The 17,948-nt window shown below is 64.5% G+C and carries 16 protein-coding genes and 1 pseudogene; 9 read left to right on the top strand and 8 right to left on the bottom strand.

The window, feature by feature from the left end; translation table 11 throughout:
* The first annotated feature begins 95 nt into the window (after positions 1–95).
* A pseudogene (locus tag ACR9YP_RS27325) lies at positions 96–1,300 on the top strand (PepSY-associated TM helix domain-containing protein).
* Here ACR9YP_RS27325 and ppx read toward each other — a convergent pair.
* From ppx to ACR9YP_RS27305, 4 genes are all read right to left on the bottom strand, one after another.
* Positions 1,269–2,771: an exopolyphosphatase gene (ppx, locus tag ACR9YP_RS27320; RefSeq protein ID WP_438108815.1), complete on the bottom strand. Its 1,503-nt coding sequence runs from the start codon at positions 2,769–2,771 to the stop codon at positions 1,269–1,271. The pseudogene ACR9YP_RS27325 and the gene ppx overlap by 32 nt on opposite strands.
* Positions 2,772–2,786: 15 nt before the next feature.
* Positions 2,787–4,979 carry an RNA degradosome polyphosphate kinase gene (locus ACR9YP_RS27315; RefSeq protein WP_438108813.1) on the bottom strand — a complete coding sequence of 731 codons (2,193 nt, stop codon included), beginning with the start codon at positions 4,977–4,979 and terminating at the stop codon, positions 2,787–2,789.
* A gap of 144 nt (positions 4,980–5,123) precedes the next feature.
* Positions 5,124–5,801 carry a P-loop NTPase family protein gene (locus ACR9YP_RS27310; RefSeq protein ID WP_370985405.1) on the bottom strand — a complete coding sequence of 226 codons (678 nt, stop codon included), beginning with the start codon at positions 5,799–5,801 and terminating at the stop codon, positions 5,124–5,126.
* A 93-nt stretch (positions 5,802–5,894) separates the two neighbouring features.
* Positions 5,895–6,437, bottom strand: coding sequence for a CDP-alcohol phosphatidyltransferase family protein (locus ACR9YP_RS27305; RefSeq protein ID WP_091892878.1), 543 nt, complete (start codon positions 6,435–6,437; stop codon positions 5,895–5,897).
* A 154-nt stretch (positions 6,438–6,591) separates the two neighbouring features.
* On the opposite strand from ACR9YP_RS27305, the gene purM reads away from it, so the two are divergent.
* Both purM and purN read left to right on the top strand, forming a co-directional pair.
* Complete coding sequence (gene purM / locus ACR9YP_RS27300) at positions 6,592–7,665, top strand: phosphoribosylformylglycinamidine cyclo-ligase (RefSeq protein ID WP_091892880.1); 1,074 nt, start codon at positions 6,592–6,594, stop codon at positions 7,663–7,665.
* On the top strand, positions 7,665–8,318 hold the full coding sequence (purN, locus tag ACR9YP_RS27295) for a phosphoribosylglycinamide formyltransferase (RefSeq protein WP_438108811.1): 654 nt from the start codon (positions 7,665–7,667) through the stop codon (positions 8,316–8,318). The genes purM and purN overlap by 1 nt, the downstream gene beginning before the upstream one ends.
* A gap of 89 nt (positions 8,319–8,407) precedes the next feature.
* On the opposite strand, the gene ACR9YP_RS27290 is transcribed toward purN, so the two are convergent.
* Positions 8,408–8,614: a cold-shock protein gene (locus ACR9YP_RS27290; RefSeq protein WP_008551638.1), complete on the bottom strand. Its 207-nt coding sequence runs from the start codon at positions 8,612–8,614 to the stop codon at positions 8,408–8,410.
* A gap of 379 nt (positions 8,615–8,993) precedes the next feature.
* Here ACR9YP_RS27290 and ACR9YP_RS27285 point away from each other — a divergent pair, with 379 nt between their 5' ends.
* Entirely contained in the window at positions 8,994–10,172 is a 1,179-nt protein-coding gene (locus ACR9YP_RS27285; protein WP_438108809.1) for an autotransporter outer membrane beta-barrel domain-containing protein, read from the top strand.
* 8 nt (positions 10,173–10,180) lie between these two features.
* On the opposite strand, the gene ACR9YP_RS27280 is transcribed toward ACR9YP_RS27285, so the two are convergent.
* Positions 10,181–11,221 (bottom strand): LysR family transcriptional regulator, encoded by a 1,041-nt coding sequence (locus ACR9YP_RS27280; RefSeq protein ID WP_091892886.1) that lies wholly within the window; start codon positions 11,219–11,221, stop codon positions 10,181–10,183.
* Between the two features lie 77 nt (positions 11,222–11,298).
* On the opposite strand from ACR9YP_RS27280, the gene ACR9YP_RS27275 reads away from it, so the two are divergent.
* From ACR9YP_RS27275 to ACR9YP_RS27255, 5 genes are all read left to right on the top strand, one after another.
* On the top strand, positions 11,299–11,910 hold the full coding sequence (locus ACR9YP_RS27275) for a hypothetical protein (RefSeq protein WP_474217598.1): 612 nt from the start codon (positions 11,299–11,301) through the stop codon (positions 11,908–11,910).
* Positions 11,897–12,517: a GNAT family N-acetyltransferase gene (locus tag ACR9YP_RS27270; RefSeq protein WP_091892890.1), complete on the top strand. Its 621-nt coding sequence runs from the start codon at positions 11,897–11,899 to the stop codon at positions 12,515–12,517. Before ACR9YP_RS27275 ends, ACR9YP_RS27270 begins: the two co-directional genes overlap by 14 nt.
* Before the next feature lie 25 nt (positions 12,518–12,542).
* The gene (locus tag ACR9YP_RS27265; protein WP_370985399.1) at positions 12,543–13,106 is read left to right on the top strand and encodes a cysteine hydrolase family protein; all 564 of its coding nucleotides are present in this window, start codon (positions 12,543–12,545) and stop codon (positions 13,104–13,106) included.
* Positions 13,107–13,123: 17 nt separating this feature from the next.
* Positions 13,124–13,306 carry a hypothetical protein gene (locus ACR9YP_RS27260; protein WP_128941882.1) on the top strand — a complete coding sequence of 61 codons (183 nt, stop codon included), beginning with the start codon at positions 13,124–13,126 and terminating at the stop codon, positions 13,304–13,306.
* A gap of 166 nt (positions 13,307–13,472) precedes the next feature.
* Positions 13,473–14,855, top strand: a complete 1,383-nt coding sequence (locus ACR9YP_RS27255) for an aspartate aminotransferase family protein (RefSeq protein ID WP_370985398.1) — start codon at positions 13,473–13,475, stop codon at positions 14,853–14,855.
* 185 nt (positions 14,856–15,040) lie between these two features.
* Here ACR9YP_RS27255 and rnd read toward each other — a convergent pair whose 3' ends face one another.
* Positions 15,041–16,189 carry a ribonuclease D gene (rnd, locus tag ACR9YP_RS27250; protein ID WP_091892896.1) on the bottom strand — a complete coding sequence of 383 codons (1,149 nt, stop codon included), beginning with the start codon at positions 16,187–16,189 and terminating at the stop codon, positions 15,041–15,043.
* A 413-nt stretch (positions 16,190–16,602) separates the two neighbouring features.
* Complete coding sequence (locus ACR9YP_RS27245; protein WP_474217597.1) at positions 16,603–17,937, bottom strand: ABC transporter substrate-binding protein; 1,335 nt, start codon at positions 17,935–17,937, stop codon at positions 16,603–16,605.
* Positions 17,938–17,948 lie beyond the last annotated feature (11 nt).

The following is a 17,948-nucleotide window of genomic DNA, read 5'->3' as shown; positions in this document are numbered from 1 at the left end:
GGTCGGCTTTGATGCGCGCAACGACGATGCGCGTTCCGAACGTCACCGAGGCCAGACGCGGAGCCACGATCAGGCGCAGACGACGGGTGCTCTGAATGGACGAAAGAATCAGGGCGCCGCGACAGGACGGCTCCGCGCCCGCCCGATCCCGAATGATGACCGGGCGCACGCGGCACACACTGCTGTGGGCTCACCGATGGCTCGGATTGATCTTCGGCATCGTCGTGGTGCTGATAGGCCTCACCGGAAGCTTCATTGTCTTCTACCGGGAGATCGATGTTGCCCTGAATCCAGCGCTCTATGCTCCCGCTGGTCCGGAGCAAAAGTTCACTTTGTCGGAAGTGATGCGCGCCGCCGCGGCGGCGGATCCAGCGCCGATTGCCACGATCCTTGCGCCGGATCGGACCTGGCCGGTCTGGATCGTGATACATACGCATGAAACCGCGCCTGGCCGCTACCCGAACCGTTGGACGACCATGGTCGATCCTTCGAACGGGAAGGTGCTCGGGCGGCGTGACTACGTCAACGCGTTCGCCCTCAAGGTCTATCGTCTCCACTACACGCTGCTGCTCTATGAGTTGTGGGGCAAGGAGCTGGTCGGCGTGGCCGGGTTCGTGCTGCTCGTTTGGCCATGTCGGGACTCGTCCTGTGGTGGCCGAGGCCGGGTCTTTTCTGGCGATCGGTCTCGGTGCGCAAGAACGTCTCGCTGCTTCGATTTGTTCTGGATGTTCATAGTGCGGCCGGCTTTTGGGCCCTGCTCGTGCTCTTGGGGATCTCGATCACCGGCGTCGGCATCGTTTTCCCCGACGTGATGCGTCCCATCGTTGGCCTTCTGTCGCAAACGACGCCTGATCGCTCGCCACGGGTCGAAATGCCGCCTCCGACAGGGACGCCGTTGCTTCCAGCCGATGCGATCGCGCGACTAGCGCAGGCGGCCAAGCCCGGCGTTGCGATTGCTATGTTCAATCCGCCGACCGCAACGCGCAACACCTGGCGCGTGCAGTTCCGTCCCGACGGTGCTGATCCCGCCGTACGGGCACGGGGGGCGATCTGGCTCGATCCATGGAGCGGCGCAGTGGTGCACGACCGCAGTCCGGTCGCCATGTCGATGGGGGACCGCTATCTGGCCGAACAGCTCTGGCTTCACAACGGCGCGGCGTTCGGACTCGCAGGACGCCTGTTGGTTTTCGCGGCCGGATTCGCGCCTTTCGCCCTGTTCGTCAGCGGCCTGATCATGTGGCTCAAAAAACGTCCCGGAAGGGTTAGGGTCACCGTCGCACGATCGAACCGGCGCGGTTGATCAGGCGGGCGAGTTGGCGGAAGCGGCTGCCGACGCGGTCGGCGACGAGATCGACGAGGCGGTGCTCGAACACCAGCATCAGCTTGCGGCCTTGATTGCGGAAATGCGTGGCGGGCAGCACACCCGGCCGCGCCGCCGAGATCAGGTGCGCGACGCGGAACGCTGCTCCCAAGAGGCGTGCACGTTCGAGCTGCGCCGGCGTCAGCAGGCTCTGCATGGTGGCCGGCGGCTGGTTTTCCTCGCTCAGGCCCGCGTAGCGATAGAACACCGACAGGCCGACGAAGGCGCGCTCGGTATGGGTGATCGCGCCGAAATTGCCGTTGACGACGAGGCTCAGCGTCTGCTCGCCACGATGATCAGGATGCACGCGCCAGCCGATGTCGGAGAGTAGGCACGCGGTGTGGCGCAGGCGGCGGTCCGCTTCTGTCTCGCGCAGCTTCACGACACGGGCGAGGCGGTCGGTCCAGGCGATCAGCTCGCGGGCGTGCTTCGCCGAACGCGACAGCAGCTGGTTTAGCTCCTCTGCGGCGCAGATCAGCCCGTCCTCGTTGCGTTCGGAGTCCGGCAGCTTCTCGTGCAGCAGGCCCTCGCGCACGCCGAAGGTCGAGAACACGATGGTTTTCGGCTTCGCCACCCGAATGATGTGCTCGAGCACCAGTGCCGCATAGGTGAGGAGCGGGCGGCGCGCATCAGCGACGATCTCGATGTCGGCCAGCATGTCGGCGGCCGCAAGCCGGCGCAGACGTCGCGAGAAGTCGAGCGCCTCGGCCGCCGAAATCGAATAGCCGTGCATCACCTGGAGCGGATAGCCGCTCTGGATGATGTGGATGCGCGCGAGCGCGCGCCAGGTGCCGCCAACCGCGTAGAAGGTGCGGCCGCTGCCCGCGGCGAGCTGCGGCACCTCGTCGAGCGCCTCGCGCACAATGCGGTCGGCGCGCTTGAGAGATTTGTGCGCGAGGTCCTGGAGCGCGAGGCCACCGAGCGGCAGCGTCACGCCGCTGCGCACGCTGTTCCTGCGCACGTCGATCAGCTCGAGCGAGCCGCCGCCGAGATCGCCGACGATGCCGTCGGGATGATGGATACCGGAGATCACGCCGAGCGCCGACAGCCGCGCTTCGCGCTGGCCCGACAGGATCTCGATCTTCACGGCGCAGATGCGCTCGGCCTTCGCGATGAAGTCGGGGCCGTTGGAGGCGTCGCGGCAGGCGGCGGTCGCAATCGCGAACACGCGCCCGACCTGCATCACGCGGCACAGCGCGCGAAAACGCTTGAGGGAGGTCAGCGCCTTGTCGACGGCGTCGGGCGCGAGCAGGCCCGTGCTCTGCACCTCGCGTCCGAGGCCGCACAGCGTCTTCTCGTTGAAGATCGGAATGAGGCTGCGCGCGAGCGCCTCATAGACGACGAGGCGGACCGAGTTGGAACCGATGTCGATAACTGCGACGCTCGCGCCGCGCTTGCGCGGCTGCTTCACGTCGAGAATCCGGGATCAGGATTGGTGACGTTCGTTCCGGCGCGTGAGACGGCGCGGCGAGGATTCTTTGAGCGACTTTCCACGGCCAGACAGACTCGGATTTGTCATGAAGTAGTTGTGGACGTTGAAAGGCTCCTCGCCCTTCGCGGCCTTCATACGCGTTGAGGACCCGTCCGGCAACAATTGCCAGCTCTGCTCATTATCCTTCAGATTCGCGACCATGATCTGTTCGAGAACCTGCTGATGCACCGTGGGATTTTGCAGCGGACACAGCACCTCGACGCGGCGGTCGAGGTTGCGCGGCATCATGTCGGCCGAGGAGATATACACAGCCGCTTTCGCGCCCGGCAGGCCCTGGCCCATGCCGAAGCAGTAGATTCGGCCGTGTTCCAAGAAGCGTCCGATGATCGACTTGACGCGGATGTTCTCCGACAAGCCGGGAATTCCGGGCCTGAGGCAGCAGATGCCGCGCACCACCAACTCGACCTGGACGCCGGCCTGCGAGGCCTCGTAGAGCGCGTCGATGATGTCGGGGTCGACAAGCGCGTTCATCTTCATCCAGACCGCGCCGTGCCGCCCGTGCCGTGCATGCGCGGTCTCGCCCTGGATGTGCTCGATGATGCGCTTGCGCAAGGTCAATGGCGACACCGCCATCTTCTCCAGATCGCTCGGCGCGGCATAGCCGGTGATGAAATTGAACACGCGCGCCGCGTCTCGGCCGATGGTCGCGTCCGAGGTGAAGTAGGAGAGGTCGGTGTAGATGCGCGCGGTCACCGGGTGATAGTTGCCGGTGCCGGTATGGACGTAAGTCGTGAGGCTGCCGCCCTCGCGGCGCACCACCATCGAGAGCTTTGCATGCGTCTTCAGTTCGAGGAAGCCGTAGACGACCTGCACGCCGGCGCGTTCGAGGTCGCGCGCCCAGCGGATGTTGGCCTCTTCGTCGAAGCGAGCCTTCAGCTCGATCAGCGCGGTCACCGACTTGCCGGCCTCGGCGGCTTCAGCGAGCGCGCGCACGATCGGCGAGTTGTTGGAGGTGCGGTAGAGCGTCTGCTTGATCGCGACCACATCCGGGTCGCGCGCGGCCTGCTGCAGGAACTGCACCACCACGTCGAAGGATTCGTAGGGGTGATGGACGATGAGGTCCTTCTGCCGGATCGCCGCGAAGATGTCGCCGGCATGCTCGCGCACCCGCTCGGGATGGCGTGGCACGTAAGGGGTGAATTCGAGGTCGGGACGGTCGAGGCGGGTGAGCTGCGAAAGCTCGTTCATGGCGAGCACGCCATCGACCAGGAACACCTCGTCATCGGCGGCCGATAGTGCGTGCTGCACGAAGCTCCGCAATTCCTCCGGCATCTTGGCGTCGATCTCGAGCCGGATCACCGAGCCGCGGCGGCGACGCTTCAGCGCGGTCTCGAACAGGCGGACCAGGTCTTCCGCCTCTTCCTCGATTTCGAGCTCGGAGTCGCGGATGATTCGGAAGGCGCCCTGACCGTGCAGATTGTATCCGGGGAAGAGGCGGTTGATGAACAGGGTGGTCGCCTGTTCCAGCGAAATCAGCCGGACGGCCCTGCCTTCGGCTGGTAGGCGGATGAAGCGGTCGATCTTGCCGGGCATGCGGATCAGCGCGTTCATCTGCTTGCCGTCGGCGGCGCGCGTGAGCTGAAGCGCGATGGTGAAGCCGAGGCTCGGGATGAACGGGAAAGGGTGGGCCGGATCGATTGCGAGCGGCGTCAGCAACGGGAACACGTTGTTGAGGAAGTAGTCCTCGATCCAGCTCCGCTCCGCCTTGGTGACGTCCTTGCCCTCAACCAGCACGATGCCGACATCGGCGAGCGTGCCGCGCAGGTCGCGCCAGATCGCCTGCTGGTCGGAGGCAAGCTCGGACACGGTGCGGTTGATCAGCGCGAGCTGCTCCGACGGCGTGAGGCCATCGGGGGCGCGCTCGGCAATGCCCTCGCGCACCTGGGCCTTGATGCCGGCCACGCGGACCATGAAGAACTCGTCGAGGTTATTCGCTGAAATCGACAGGAATCGTACCCGCTCCAGCATGGGGTGGCTGGGATTGACCGATTCCTCCAGGACGCGGCGATTGAAATGCAGCCAGGACAGCTCGCGGTTGATGAAACGCTCGGGGCTGGAAGCAATCGCCGGCAGGCCCTCGGTTTCCGGGGGTTTTTCTTTGATTTCAACGGCTTGCGCAGAGTCCATGAGAAGTCGATCCATCCAGTTCACCCCAATTTGCGACTTACGCGCAAAACCGGCGGGAGCATGTGTTAGAGCGATGACGTTTCGATGACATTGATGTTCCGCCGCTCCGCCGCGTCAAGCGGCCTCGGAGGCGGGCGGGGCCGGTCAGGCGTCCCGAAGCAGCTCGGCGGCCAGCGCCCGGGTGACGGGGCGCCCAAGCCGCAGGGCCTCGCTGTCGAGCAATTCCACAGCCCGCCGGGCGGCGGCCGAGGACCGCTCCAGGCGGGTGGCGAGGTAGCTGACCACGCTCTCATCCACCGTGAGTTGACGGTCGGCGCAGAATTTGACGATCAGGCCACGGAAAAGCTGGTCGTCGGGCGGCAGCAGCGCGACCGCCGGCACGGCGCGCAGGCGCGAGCGCAGGTCGCGAAGCTCGATCTCGAGCGATGCCGGGACCTCGCGCCCGGTGAAGAGGACGTAGGCGCCATCCTCACGGGCGAGGTTCATCAGGTGGAAGAGCGCGCGCTCGTCAAATTCTTTCGCCTTGAGGTCCTCGACCACTAGCGCCCCGGTGGCGAGCGCGCCCGGGACCGCTGCGGCGGTCAGGGCATTGGCCGTGGTCGAGCGGGCGCCAGCCTCCTCGGCCCAGATCGCGGCGAGATGGCTCTTGCCGCTGCCTTCGGGGCCGGCCAGCCACATGATCCGGTTCGGCCATTCCGGCCAGGCGTCGATCAGGCCGAGGCCGGCCGCGTTGGCCGGGCCCTCGAGAAAATTGTCCCGGCTGAGACTTTCCGCATGCGGAAGCGAAAACGCCAATTGTCGGGGATGAACGCGGCCTGCCACGCTTGCCTTGCTCCATGCCGGCGCGCCGGCCTCGTTGGAAAAGATTCGACTTGATCGAGCGGGAGTTGGCCTTTTGCGGGGCCGCATCCCAACTCATTTGGCCTCGATCGTGCTCATGTGCCGCAGCCACTCGACGAGATAGAGCGACACCGAGGAGAGCGTGAAAACCGTGACGAGGCCCATCAGGATCATATCATAGGGTTGCGGCTTGAAGCCGAAGGCAAGTGCGGCCAGCACCAAGGCCGCGAACGCCACTTGGGCCACAGTGTTGAGCTTGGACACCTTCGAGGGCTTCATCTCGACCGGCCGGTCGAACAGCCAGGATACGATCACGGCGGCGACGATCATGATGTCGCGCGAGACCACGAGGATGACGATCCAGCGCGGAATCGCCCCCCAGATGCCGAGCGCCATGTAGATCGAGACCAGCAGCGCCTTGTCGGCGAGCGGATCGAGCAGGGCGCCGAGCTCACTCGTCATGTTGAAGCGCTTGGCCAGGAAGCCGTCGACGGCGTCGCTGATACCGGCGATCAGGAAGACCGCGAACGCCACCTCCATTTGGCTCGACACGATGGCCCAGACGATGATCGGGACCAGCATGATGCGGCCCAGGGTAATGATGTTCGGAATACTCACGCGGCGCTTCCCGGCACCCGGATTGACCTCAGATCCGGCCCCCTCGGAGGCTGAACCGGTTGATATCTACATAGTATAGGGCCGGGCGCCATGCGAGCCATTGCGCGTCCCCGGAATTCGACGTAACCAGCCGCAAACCCACTGGAAATCGGGCATGACCGACCGCAAAAACGGCCTCACTTACGCCGATTCAGGCGTCGATATCGACGCCGGCAACCGCCTCGTCGACCTGATCAAGCCGATGGTGCGCGCCACCGCACGGCCGGGCGCCGACGCCGAGATCGGCGGTTTCGGCGGCCTGTTCGACCTCAAGGCGGCCGGTTTCAAGGACCCCGTCCTGGTTGCTGCGACCGACGGCGTCGGCACCAAGGTCAAGATCGCGATCGAGACCGGCCTGCATGGCGGCATCGGCATCGACCTCGTCGCCATGAGCGTCAACGACCTCGTGGTCCAGGGCGCCGAGCCACTGTTCTTCCTGGACTATTTTGCCTGCGGCAAGCTCGATCCGGAGGCCACCGCCGCGATCGTCGCTGGCGTTGCGGAGGGCTGCCGCGAATCCGGCTGCGCCCTGATCGGCGGCGAAACGGCCGAGATGCCCGGCCTCTACAAGGACGGCGATTATGATCTCGGCGGCTTTGCCGTCGGCGCCGCCGAGCGCGGCACGCTGCTGCCGCGCAAGGACATCGCGGCGGGCGACGCCGTGATCGGGCTCGCCTCGTCGGGCGTGCATTCCAACGGCTTCTCGCTGGTGCGCAAGATCGTGGAACAATCCGGTCTCGGCTTCGAGGCGCAGGCGCCTTTCGCGCCCGTGATGACGCTGGGCGGCGCGCTGCTGACGCCGACGCGGCTCTACGTCAAATCCTGCCTGCGTGCGATCCGCGAGACCGGCGCGGTGAAGGGGCTCGCCCACATCACCGGCGGCGGTTTCACCGACAACATTCCGCGCGTGCTGCCGAAGCACCTCGGCGTCGGCATCGACCTTGCACAGCTGCCGGTGCTGCCGGTGTTCAAATGGCTGGCCGCGCAGGCCGGCATCGCCGAGCTGGAAATGCTGCGCACCTTCAATTGCGGTATCGGCATGATCGCGATCGTTGAGCCTGACCAGGTCGACAAGGTGGTCAAGGTCTTCACCGATGCCGGCGAGACCGTGGCGCAGCTCGGCACCGTGATCCCGGCCGAAGGCGAGCACCGCGTCGTCTATAACGGCCACCTCGACCTGGCGCTGTGATGAAGCGCCGCGTCGCCATCCTGATCTCCGGCCGCGGCTCCAACATGGCTGCGCTGATCAAGGCAGCGGCTGCCGCGGATTTTCCGGCAGAGATTTCGCTGGTCATCTCGAACAAGGCCGATGCACTGGGGCTCGAACGGGCCAGGGCGAGCGGCGTGACAACCGAGGTGATCGAGAGCAAGCCGTTCGGCAAGGACCGCGCAGGTTTTGAGAAGGTGCTGCAGGCCGCGCTCGACCGGCACGGCATCGAGCTGATTTGTCTGGGCGGCTTCATGCGCCTGTTCACGGCGGAGTTCACCCAGGCTTGGTACGGGCGGATGCTCAACATCCATCCCTCGCTGCTGCCATCCTTCCCCGGTCTCGACCCGCACGGCCAGGCCTTGCGTGCCGGCGTCAAGCTGTCCGGCGCGACGGTCCACTTCGTGATCCCCGAGACCGATGCCGGACCGATCGTGATGCAGGGCGCGGTTCCCGTCAGCGACAACGATACGTCGGACACGCTCTCGGAGCGCATCCTCGAAGTCGAGCACCGCATCTATCCCGAGGCGCTGCGGCTGCTCGCGGCCGGCAGGGTCCGGATCGACGGCGAGGTGTGCAGAACGGCGGGCAGCTCTGCGTCGGAGAATTTTTTGGTTGCGCCGGTGGTGAGCTGAAGCGACGTCGCTTTTCGACTTCCCAAACAAAATCCCCCGGCAGAGCCGGGGGCAACGTCATGATCTCTCGCGCGTAGCTTTGAGAGAAATCAGGAGACCTTGAGGTTCTCCGCGGATGATTTGCCGCGGTTCTCCACGAGGTCGTATTCAACCACCTGGTTCTCGTTGAGGGTCGAGAGTCCGGCGCGCTCGACGGCGGAGATGTGGACGAACACGTCCTTGTCGCCGCCGTTCGGCTTGATGAACCCATAGCCCTTGGTCGGGTTGAACCATTTGACGGTGCCCTTTTGCGGCATCGCTAATCTCCTCCACTAGATAGAAAAAAGACGCGGCCGCTTTTCGCGTGCCACGCCACAAACGGGCTTCCGGAAGTCTGTTCGAGTCTTGAGTCTTAATGTCGCGAAACGCACAGCCGAGCGGCCAATTCCGATTGTGGCCAATATTGCAACATGAAAAGCGCGCGTTAGCAAGCAGGGTGCGAATTTCAAGATCGCACCGGACACGCTCGAGTGCAATTTTCGACCTGTGGCCCGGGAACCACAATCAGGAGCAATCCCCCTCGTCAGGAGGTGTCAGCTGGTTGACCCTCCGTAACAGTTCGGCGCAAATCAGCTTATGCGTGCGCCGCTCCTGTTGCATTTTTGCGCGCCGCCATTTGCTTTGGGATTTGTCGTCATGCGCTGCACCGCGCAGCCACCAGGGACACGGCAGACTGTCGGGCTGAGCCGCATCCGCCGCGTCGCGGCAGCGGTCGCCACGACCTTTGCCCTTATGACGTTTGCGCTCATCGTGACGGTGTCGGCGGCGACGCCCGTCCTCGCGCAAAGTCCGACGCCGACGCCCACGCCGACCCCGACACCGACGCCGTCGCCGACCCCGGTTCCGATGCCGACCTCGACCAATTACGACCAGTCGGCCGGCAACAGCACGCTCAATCTCGGCTCAGGTTTCCTGGAGCGCCTCGGCAATCAGGCATCGAGCGGCATCAACCGGGCATCCCGCACCAATCCCGGCGGCGGCGGCGCATCGGCGAGCACCGAAGATCCGCGCTACCGCACCTGGTTCGAGGGTTACGGCATCTCGGTCCGCACCGATGCGCAAGGCGACTTTCTCGGCGACAAGCGCAAGACCTTTGGCGGTGTCGCCGGCATCGGCGCGCGGCTCGCACCGGGTGTCAATATCGGCTTTTCGGTCGACCAGAGCCACACCGACATCGACGTGCCGCTGGCGCTCCAGTCGGCGACACTCGACCTGACCCAGGTCGGCCTCAACGGCTCCATCGACAAGGGGCCCTGGACCTGGGCCTTTGCGGTGGTGCACGGTTTCGGCAAGGTCCGTTCCAGCCGCGACACCGGCTTCGGCCTTGCGAGCGCGGGGTATCGCGCCGCGGTCGATGGTGCGCTGACCGAGATCAGCTATTACTGGACCAAGGACCAGATGCGCATCGTGCCCAAGGGCGCGCTCGAATATGTGCGCGCCACCAGCGCGGCGTTCCAGGAGGCCGGTGGCCTCGATCCGCTCAACGTCGGCGCGACGGCGCTGTCGCGCGCGCGCGTCATGATCGGGGCCGAGATCGGCCGCTACTTCATCATCGACCAGAAAATCCTCGACCTGTCCGCCTACGGCAAGTTCGTCGACAATTTCCACCAGGACCTCGGATCGGTCCAGGTCAGCCTGGGGACCCAGAGCATCGTCGTCCCCGGCATCGGCGAGAGCCGCTACGGCATGGATGCCGGCGCCTCGGCCTCGCTCAGCCTGACCAGCGTCGCGCGGCTCTACATCAATTACGACGGCAAGTTCCGCAACGAGCTCACCTCGCACCAGGGCACGGTCGGCTTCGAATATAAATGGTGAGCTGAAACTTACGCCGGCGTTGCCGCGGCATAGCCCGTCAGCCCAAAACCCTCGCGCGCGGCCGTCATCATCGGCACCAACGCGTTCGGATGGATGAACTCGTCGCGGAAGCAGGGATAGGTCTTGGGATCGAAGATCTTTTTCAGCCAGTCGACCACGATCTTGTGCCGCTCGGAGGTGCGAAACTCCTTGTGATAGGTGAGCCAGAGATCGGCGTGGTGGCTGACGCCGAGATCGACGGCAACGAGCGGCGCACCGAGCGCGATCGACACCGTCGGCAGGAAGCCGATGCCGGCGCCGCGCTCGACGGCATAGAGCACGCCGACCGAGGAGTTGGTTTTGATCCCGACGACGCCTTCCAGCGACTTCAGCCCGAGCACGCGGGCGTAGGCGCCGTCATCGACCTGCGGCGCGCTCTGCTTGATGATGCGGTGGTTCTTGAGGTCGGCGAGCGTTGCCGGCACGCCGTAGAGGTCCTCGTACTCCTTGGAGACGAATGGATAGATGTGCAGCCGGCCCAGCTTGGCGACGATCAGATCCGGATTGGTCGGTGGCTCGAGCTGGATCGCGATGTCGGATTCAAGCCGCGCGACGTCGGCCTGCTCCATCGCGCAGCGCAGATCGACGGTGATCCTTCGATAGGTCTTCTGGAAATCGATCAGCCGCGGCAGGATCCAGAAATTGCCGGGCCCCTCCGTCACCGCGACGCGCACGGTGCCCGCGGTGTCGTTCGACGAACGCGAGGCGCGACGGAAGACGTTGAAGGCGTGACGCTCCATATGCGCGACGTCGGCGATCATCGCGGTGCCTTCGTCGCTGAGCGTGAGCCCGCTCTGGTCGCGCAGGAACAGCTTGCAGCCGATACTCTCTTCGAGCCGGTCGATCCGGCGCATCAAGGTGGTGGAGGTGAGGCCGAGCTCTTCGGCCGCGTTGCGAAAACTTTTATATTTTGCGCATGCTAAAAACAGCTTCAAATCGTCCCAGGACGCACCCAGGACTTCTTCACGGTGCTGCATCATCGCAGCACCCCGGTGCAATAACTGCTGCATACTCTTGGTCCCCAACCGCTAAGCTCGTCCTCATAGCGGGGTACGAAAGCCGCAAACGATAGAGGGGCGATCTCGGTATGGAAAGAGGCTCGTTTGCCGCAAGGCATGATTTCGACGCGCTGCCGCTGAGCCCGGACGTGGACGTTCGTTGCGCGCAATTTTCCGAAATCGCCGCGCTTTCGGAAATGGCGCATCGCCTGGTGCCGGGCGTGCAGATCGGTTCAGCAGAGCTTGCAAGATATTTCACCTTCGATCCTCAGAGCATCCTGACTTTCAGCCGGAAGGGCCGTCTGCTCGGCGGCATGGCCTTCCTGTTCCTCAACGATCGCGGGCACGATGCGCTGCTGCTCGACGAGATCTGCCTCACCGCGCCCAAGACGCGCTATCTCGCGTCCGCGAAAGACGACGTTGCGGCCATCTACATCTGGGCGATCGCGACGACGGGGCGCGGTATCGCGGGTCTCGGCAAGGCCGCGGCTCATCTGCGACAGCTAAGGTTTCGCGGCGCCGATTGCTATGCGCAGCCGTCAACCGTGGCCGGACGCGACATCATGAAGGCGACCGGCTTTGTGCCTGTCCCAAGCTTCCAACCCGACCTCTGGTGCTACGAGCGCCCCTGGCATCGCCAGCCGATGCGCATGCCGGATGCGATCATCCAAGCAAGGAGTTTTGCAGATGCACGGTACTAGAATTCCTCTCGCCAAGCCCGACTCCCGCGCCATCACCATCCGCCTTGCGCGCGATCCCAGCGATCTGATGTTGGTCACCGCGATCCGCTCTGCGGTCTATCTCGCCGAGCAGGATTGTCCGTTCGAGGAGGAGTTCGACGGCAACGACATGGTCGCCGCGCATTTCATCGGCTTCGTCGGCAACGAGCCCGCGGGCTGCCTGCGGGTGCGTTTCTTCGGCGATTTCGCCAAGGTGGAGCGGCTTGCGGTGCGCCACCAGTACCGGCGCTCGCGCGTCTCGTTCAAGCTGGTGCAGGCGAGCGTCGATTATGTGAAGCGCAAGGGCTTCCGCAAGATCTACGGCCAGGCGCAGGACCGGCTGGTCGATTTCTGGGCCCATTTCGGTGCCAAGCCGCTAGGCCACAACCGCAAGATCACCTTCTCGGATTTCTCCTACACGGAGATGCTGCTGGAGATCGAGCCGGGGCCGGACGCCATCACGCTGGACAGCGATCCCTATGTGATCATCCGGCCCGAAGGCGATTGGGACCGGCCGGGCGTACTCGACGCCTCGGCGGGGCGGGCGGTGACCTCGCCGCTGCGGGATCTCGCGCTCGCCGATCGCTGAAACAGGTGCAACTGCGCGCAAGATAATGCCGGTTTCCATCCACGATGATCCGCCGATCCTGGTCTGCGCGGACCTCCAGGTCGAATATCTGACCCCTGGGCGCCGCCACGTCATCCTCGACGGCGATGCCGCCACCGAGCGCTGCCTGGGACTGCTGACGCTGTGGCGCAGCAATCTCTGGCCGGTGATGCATTTGAAGCGCATCGCGCAGGCGGCCTGGTTCAATCCGGCATCCAGGCTGACCGATTGGATCGCGGAGGCGAAGCCGCGTCCGGGAGAAATGACGTTTGAGCATCCGCTGCCGTCGGCCTACAGCTCGTCGCGGTTTGTGGACTACATGTCCAATATCCACAATGTGCGCTGCGTGCTGGCCGGGTTTTCCCTGGACGAGACCATCCTGGCCACCGCCGTGGACGGGTTTCACCGCAGCCATCGCTACGAGGTGGTCGCTGACGCCGTGGCCTGCCGGCAGCCGGGCACGGGTGATGCCGCTGCCTACAAGCGAGCAGTAGTGAATGTCATCGGGAATTTTGCTACGATCCATTCCAGCGCCGAACTGATCAGAACCAGCGGCGCCGTTGCGGTGTAGGCGGCCGCGATCGGCGGGTGGGGGTCGAGACATTGTCACGGGGAGAACAGCTCAAGGAGCTGGCAAGCGATTTGTCGCGTGCCGTGGAGACGGCGCGCCGCGTCGGTTTGCCCACGACGGTCTATCTGCTCTCGATGGCGCTCGTTGAGGTGAGGGAGGCCGCCGCCGCTGACGATGGGGATGACGACGACGCGGCCTGAGAGCCGTCCCATCCCGATATGCGGCTTTGTGCAACGCTGCTGAGCGCTTGCTGCCGACGAATTGGCGTTGCAAGCTTTGTCCCATCGCAATAGCCAAGTGGCTTGATCATCAAGTGATGACGCTGGCTGTGTGCCGGCGACGTCACGACTTTAGGGATCCCTGCAAATGACCATGCTGCCGAATTCGCAAGAGGCCCGGGATGTGGCCTATCAGCTCCATCCCTACACCAACGCGCGCACCCATCAGCAGGCCGGTCCCCTCGTGATCGAGCGCGGCGAGGGTCCCTACGTGTTCGATGCTGCGGGCAAGCGCTATTTCGAGGCGATGGCAGGCCTGTGGAGCGTCGGGCTCGGCTTCAACGAGAAGCGTCTGGTCGACGCCGCGCACAAGCAGATGCAGGCGCTGCCGTTCTATCACACGTTCTCGGCCAAATCGCACGGGCCCTCGATCGACCTCGCCGAGAAGCTGGTCGCACTCGCGCCGGTGCCGATGAGCAAGGTGTTCTTCACCAATTCCGGCTCAGAAGCGAACGATACAGTCCTGAAGCTGATCGCCTATCGCTCCAACGCGCTCGGCCAGCCCCAGCGCAAGAAGGTGATCAGCCGCCTGCGCGCCTATCACGGCGTCACCATCGCCTCGGCCAGCCTCACGGGCCTGCCGAACAATCACCGCTCGTTCGACCTGCCGCTGCCGAACATCCTGCACACGGGCTCGCCGCATTTCTACAAGGACGGCGCGCCGGGCGAGAGCGAGGAGGCGTTCGCGACGCGCCGGGCCGAGGAGCTCGACGCGCTGATCCAGAAGGAGGGCCCGGATACGATCGCGGCCTTCTTCGGCGAGCCGGTAATGGGTGCGGGCGGTGTCATCGTTCCGCCGGCGACCTATTGGGACAAGATCCAGAAGGTCTTGAAAAAGTACGACATCCTGCTGGTCGCCGACGAGGTGATCTGCGGCTTCGGCCGCACCGGCAAGATGTTCGGCTGCGAGACCTATGGCATCAAACCGGACGCGATGGTGGTCTCCAAGCAGATCACTTCGAGCTATTTTCCGCTGTCGGCGATCATGCTGAACGATCGCGTGTTCGAGCCGATCGCGGACGAGAGCAACAAGATCGGCGTGCTCGGCCACGGCTTCACCGCGGGCGGACATCCCGTCGGCTCGGCGATTGCGCTGGAGAATTTGAAGATCATTGAGGAGCGCGGTCTGGTCGCGCATGCCGCCGAACTGGGGAGCTATATGCAAGGCAAGCTGCGCGAGCTCGCCAGTCATCCGCTGGTCGGCGAGGTCCGCGGCGTCGGCATGATCGCCGCTCTCGAGCTCGTGCTCGACAAGGGGCGCAAGACGGCAGCCGCTACGCCCGGCGCCGTCGGCGGCATCGCCAGCCGCATGCTGCAGGAGCGCGGCGTGATCTCCCGCAACATGCTCGATGCCATCGCCATCTGCCCGCCGCTGATCGCCACCAAGGCCCAGATCGACGAGCTGGTCGCGGCGATCTCGGGTGTGCTGGAGGACATGAAGGGGGAAGTGGCGAAGCTGACGCCGGGGTAGGATCGAGTTGTCAGTGTGGCCGAAGCAGCCAGCCACATACGCCGGTGTCGTCCTGGCGAAAGCCAGGACCCATACCGCGTGATCTATCGATCGGGATTCGTAGAAGTGCCGAATGGCGAATCTTCGCCCAGGGGTAATGGGTCCTGGCTTTCGCCAGGACGACATTGGGGAGGCACTTGGGCCGCCTACGCCCGCTGCACCCCGACCACGCGGCCCTTCTCGATCGCCAGCGCCAGCTCGCCGCGCTTCAGCTTCAGCGCGGCATCGCCGAACAGCTCGCGGCGCCAGCCGCGCAGGGCCGGCACGTCGGCCTCGTCACTGGCTGCAATCTCCTCGAGATGGTCGACGGTGGCGATCACCTTGCTGGCGACCGCATGGCGCTCCGCGGTCATGCGCAGCAGCACCTTCAACAGCTCGACGATGGCGGCGCCATTGGAGTTGTTGCGCGGCTTCTCCAGCTTCGGCAGCGTCGAGAAATCCCGCGCCAGCCCGCGCTCGACCGCGGCGACGATGTCCGCGCCCCATTTGGATTTCTCAAACCCCTTCGGCACCGAGCGCAGATGGGCGAGCTTCTCAAGCGTGGTCGGCGCATGCGTTGCGATGTCGCTGATGGCTTCATCGCGCAGCACGCGGCCGCGCGGCACGTCACGGCTCTGCGCCTCCTGCTCGCGCCAGGCCGCGACCTCCATCAGTACCGCGAGGTCCTTCGGCTTGCGCACCCGGGTCTTCAGCCGCTCCCAGGCGCGCTCGGGGTGGAAGTCGTAGGTCCTGGGCGAGGTCAAAACCTCCATCTCGATGGAGACCCATTCGCTGCGGCGGCGCTTCTTCAGGTCGGCGTCAAGCGCTGCGAACACGTCGCGCAAGTGGGTGACGTCTGACACCGCGTAGTGCATCTGCTCCTTGGTGAGCGGCCGGCGCGACCAGTCGGTGAAGCGGTGAGTCTTGTCCGGGCGGTGACCGGTGACCTTCTCGACCAGCTGGTCATAGGCGATGCTGTCGCCATAGCCGAGCACCATGGCCGCGACCTGGGTGTCGAACACCGGATGCGGGATGATGCCGGCCTGGTGCCAGATGATCTCGATGTCCTGGCGGGCGGCGTGGAAGACCTTCAGCACGCCCTCGTTGCCCATCAGCTCGAAGAACGGCTTGAGGTCGATGCCCTCGGCCAGGGCGTCGATGACGACGGCTTCCTCGGCGCTGGCCATCTGCACCACGCACAACAGCGGGTAATAGGTGGTTTCGCGCAGGAACTCGGTATCGACGGTTATGACGGGGTGCTTGGCCAGCCGGCTGCAGGCAGCCGCGAGGTCAGCAGTGGTGGTAATCAAATCCATGAACGGCCCATGACGAGATCATCAGCCGTTCTGCCGAAAGTGCAGTGATGTCAAGGGGCTCGATGCGAATTCAAGCCTTGCATTTGGGTCGAAATCGCATTTTTCCGACAAAAATCCTATTCATAGCGGACCCGCTGCGAGGATTTCCGGGCGCAGGGCAGCGCCACCACGAGCACGCACATGGCGACGAGAGCCAGTCCCAGGAACTCGAAAACCAACAGATCCACGGCGAAATCTCCAGAAACATTGGTAGATTTGTCGGGAGTGCGTTGAGGGTCTGTTAATTCCAATGGTTACCGGCGGTGCGGGCAGCCGGATGGTGGACGGCAGGTTAACGGGCAGGGGCGGTCCAAACGAATTCGGCGCCCCGCATGAGACGGAGCGCCGATGTTCGTTTGACGTGGCAGCAGTCCTTACGGCAGTTTCAGCGACGTCTCCGCGTTGTAGGGCTTGAGCGTCTCGTCGGCGGCCTTCTGAGCGGCGGCGAGGGCTTCCTTCGGTTGCTTCTTGCCGTTGAGGACCAGCATCACCTCGTCCTCGAGGTTCTTGCGCACCGGGACAGTTTTATAGGTCGCAAACCAGGGCTTTGCGACGTCGAGCTGCTCGACGGCGGTTTTGGCATCCGGGTTCTTGTTCAGGAAGTCGACCATGTCGGGTGTCTTGTAGGCGGCCATGTTGGGCGCGAAATAGCCGGTGGCGCGGCTCCACCAGGCGCTCTTCTCGGGCGAGGTCATCCACTTGATCAGGGTCCAGGCGGCCTTCTGCTTGTCGGCCTCGAGGCCAGCCGGAATGATCAGCGAGGCGCCGCCGATCGGCACCGCGTTGCGGACGTTGCGCGGGATGAAGGCGACCTTGTAGTTGAATTTGGCGTTGTCGCGCACATAGGTGAGCGAGCCCGTGGACAGCATCATCATCGCGGCGTTGCCGGAGATGAAGGAGGTGCTGACGGCGGGGCCAGGGGTGGCGCCGGGCGGATGCACCTTGTGCTTGGCGATGAGGTCGTTCCACCAGGAGAGCGCGCCGAGCATCGAGGGCGTGTCGTAATAGACCTCGCCGCCGAACTCCTCGTTGTAGTAGCGCCCGCCATTGGACATGGTGAGCGTTTCCATCATCCAGCCGCAATAGTCGTAGGCGCAGGGGATCGCAATGCCCCATTGGGTGACCTTGTCGCCCTCGCGCCTGGTGAGCTTCTTGGCCCAGTCGGTGAGCTCGGCCCAGGTCTGCGGCGGCTTGCTCGGATCAAGGCCCGCTTCCTTGGCCTTGTCGGCGTTGATGTAGAGCAGCGGCGTCGAATTGTGGAAGGGCACGCCATAGACCGAGCGGTTGATCACTGCGTTGCCCTGCAGCGCCGGGAAGAACTGGCCTAAGAACTTTTCCTTGGTGGTGCCGTCGGCGGCGATCAGAGAATCCAGATTGGTGAGCTCGTTCTCGATCTGCATGTCGAGCAGGAAGTTGGCCGACATGATCACGGCTGACGGCGGCTTGCCGGCCTTGATCGCGGCGCGCGTCTTGATCAGCGTGTCGTCATAGGAGCCGGTGTAGACGGCGGTTGCCTTGACCTCGGGATGGGTCTCGTTGAACTCCTTGATCAAGGTCCCCATGTCGCGGGCGAGCTTGCCGTCGACGGGAACGGGGAAGAACAAATCGATCTCGGTCGGGCCTTCGCCGGCGAGAGCCGGAAAGGCGAGGGCGCCGGCCATCGTGCCTGCAATGGCAAGGCCGAGCATGAGCCTGCGGGATAGCAGCATCGGAAAATCTC

The sequence above is a fragment of the Bradyrhizobium sp. BR14999 genome (assembly GCF_056106085.1).
Note: the sequence above shows the minus strand (reverse complement) of the source record. Positions and strands in the feature narration are given on the sequence as shown.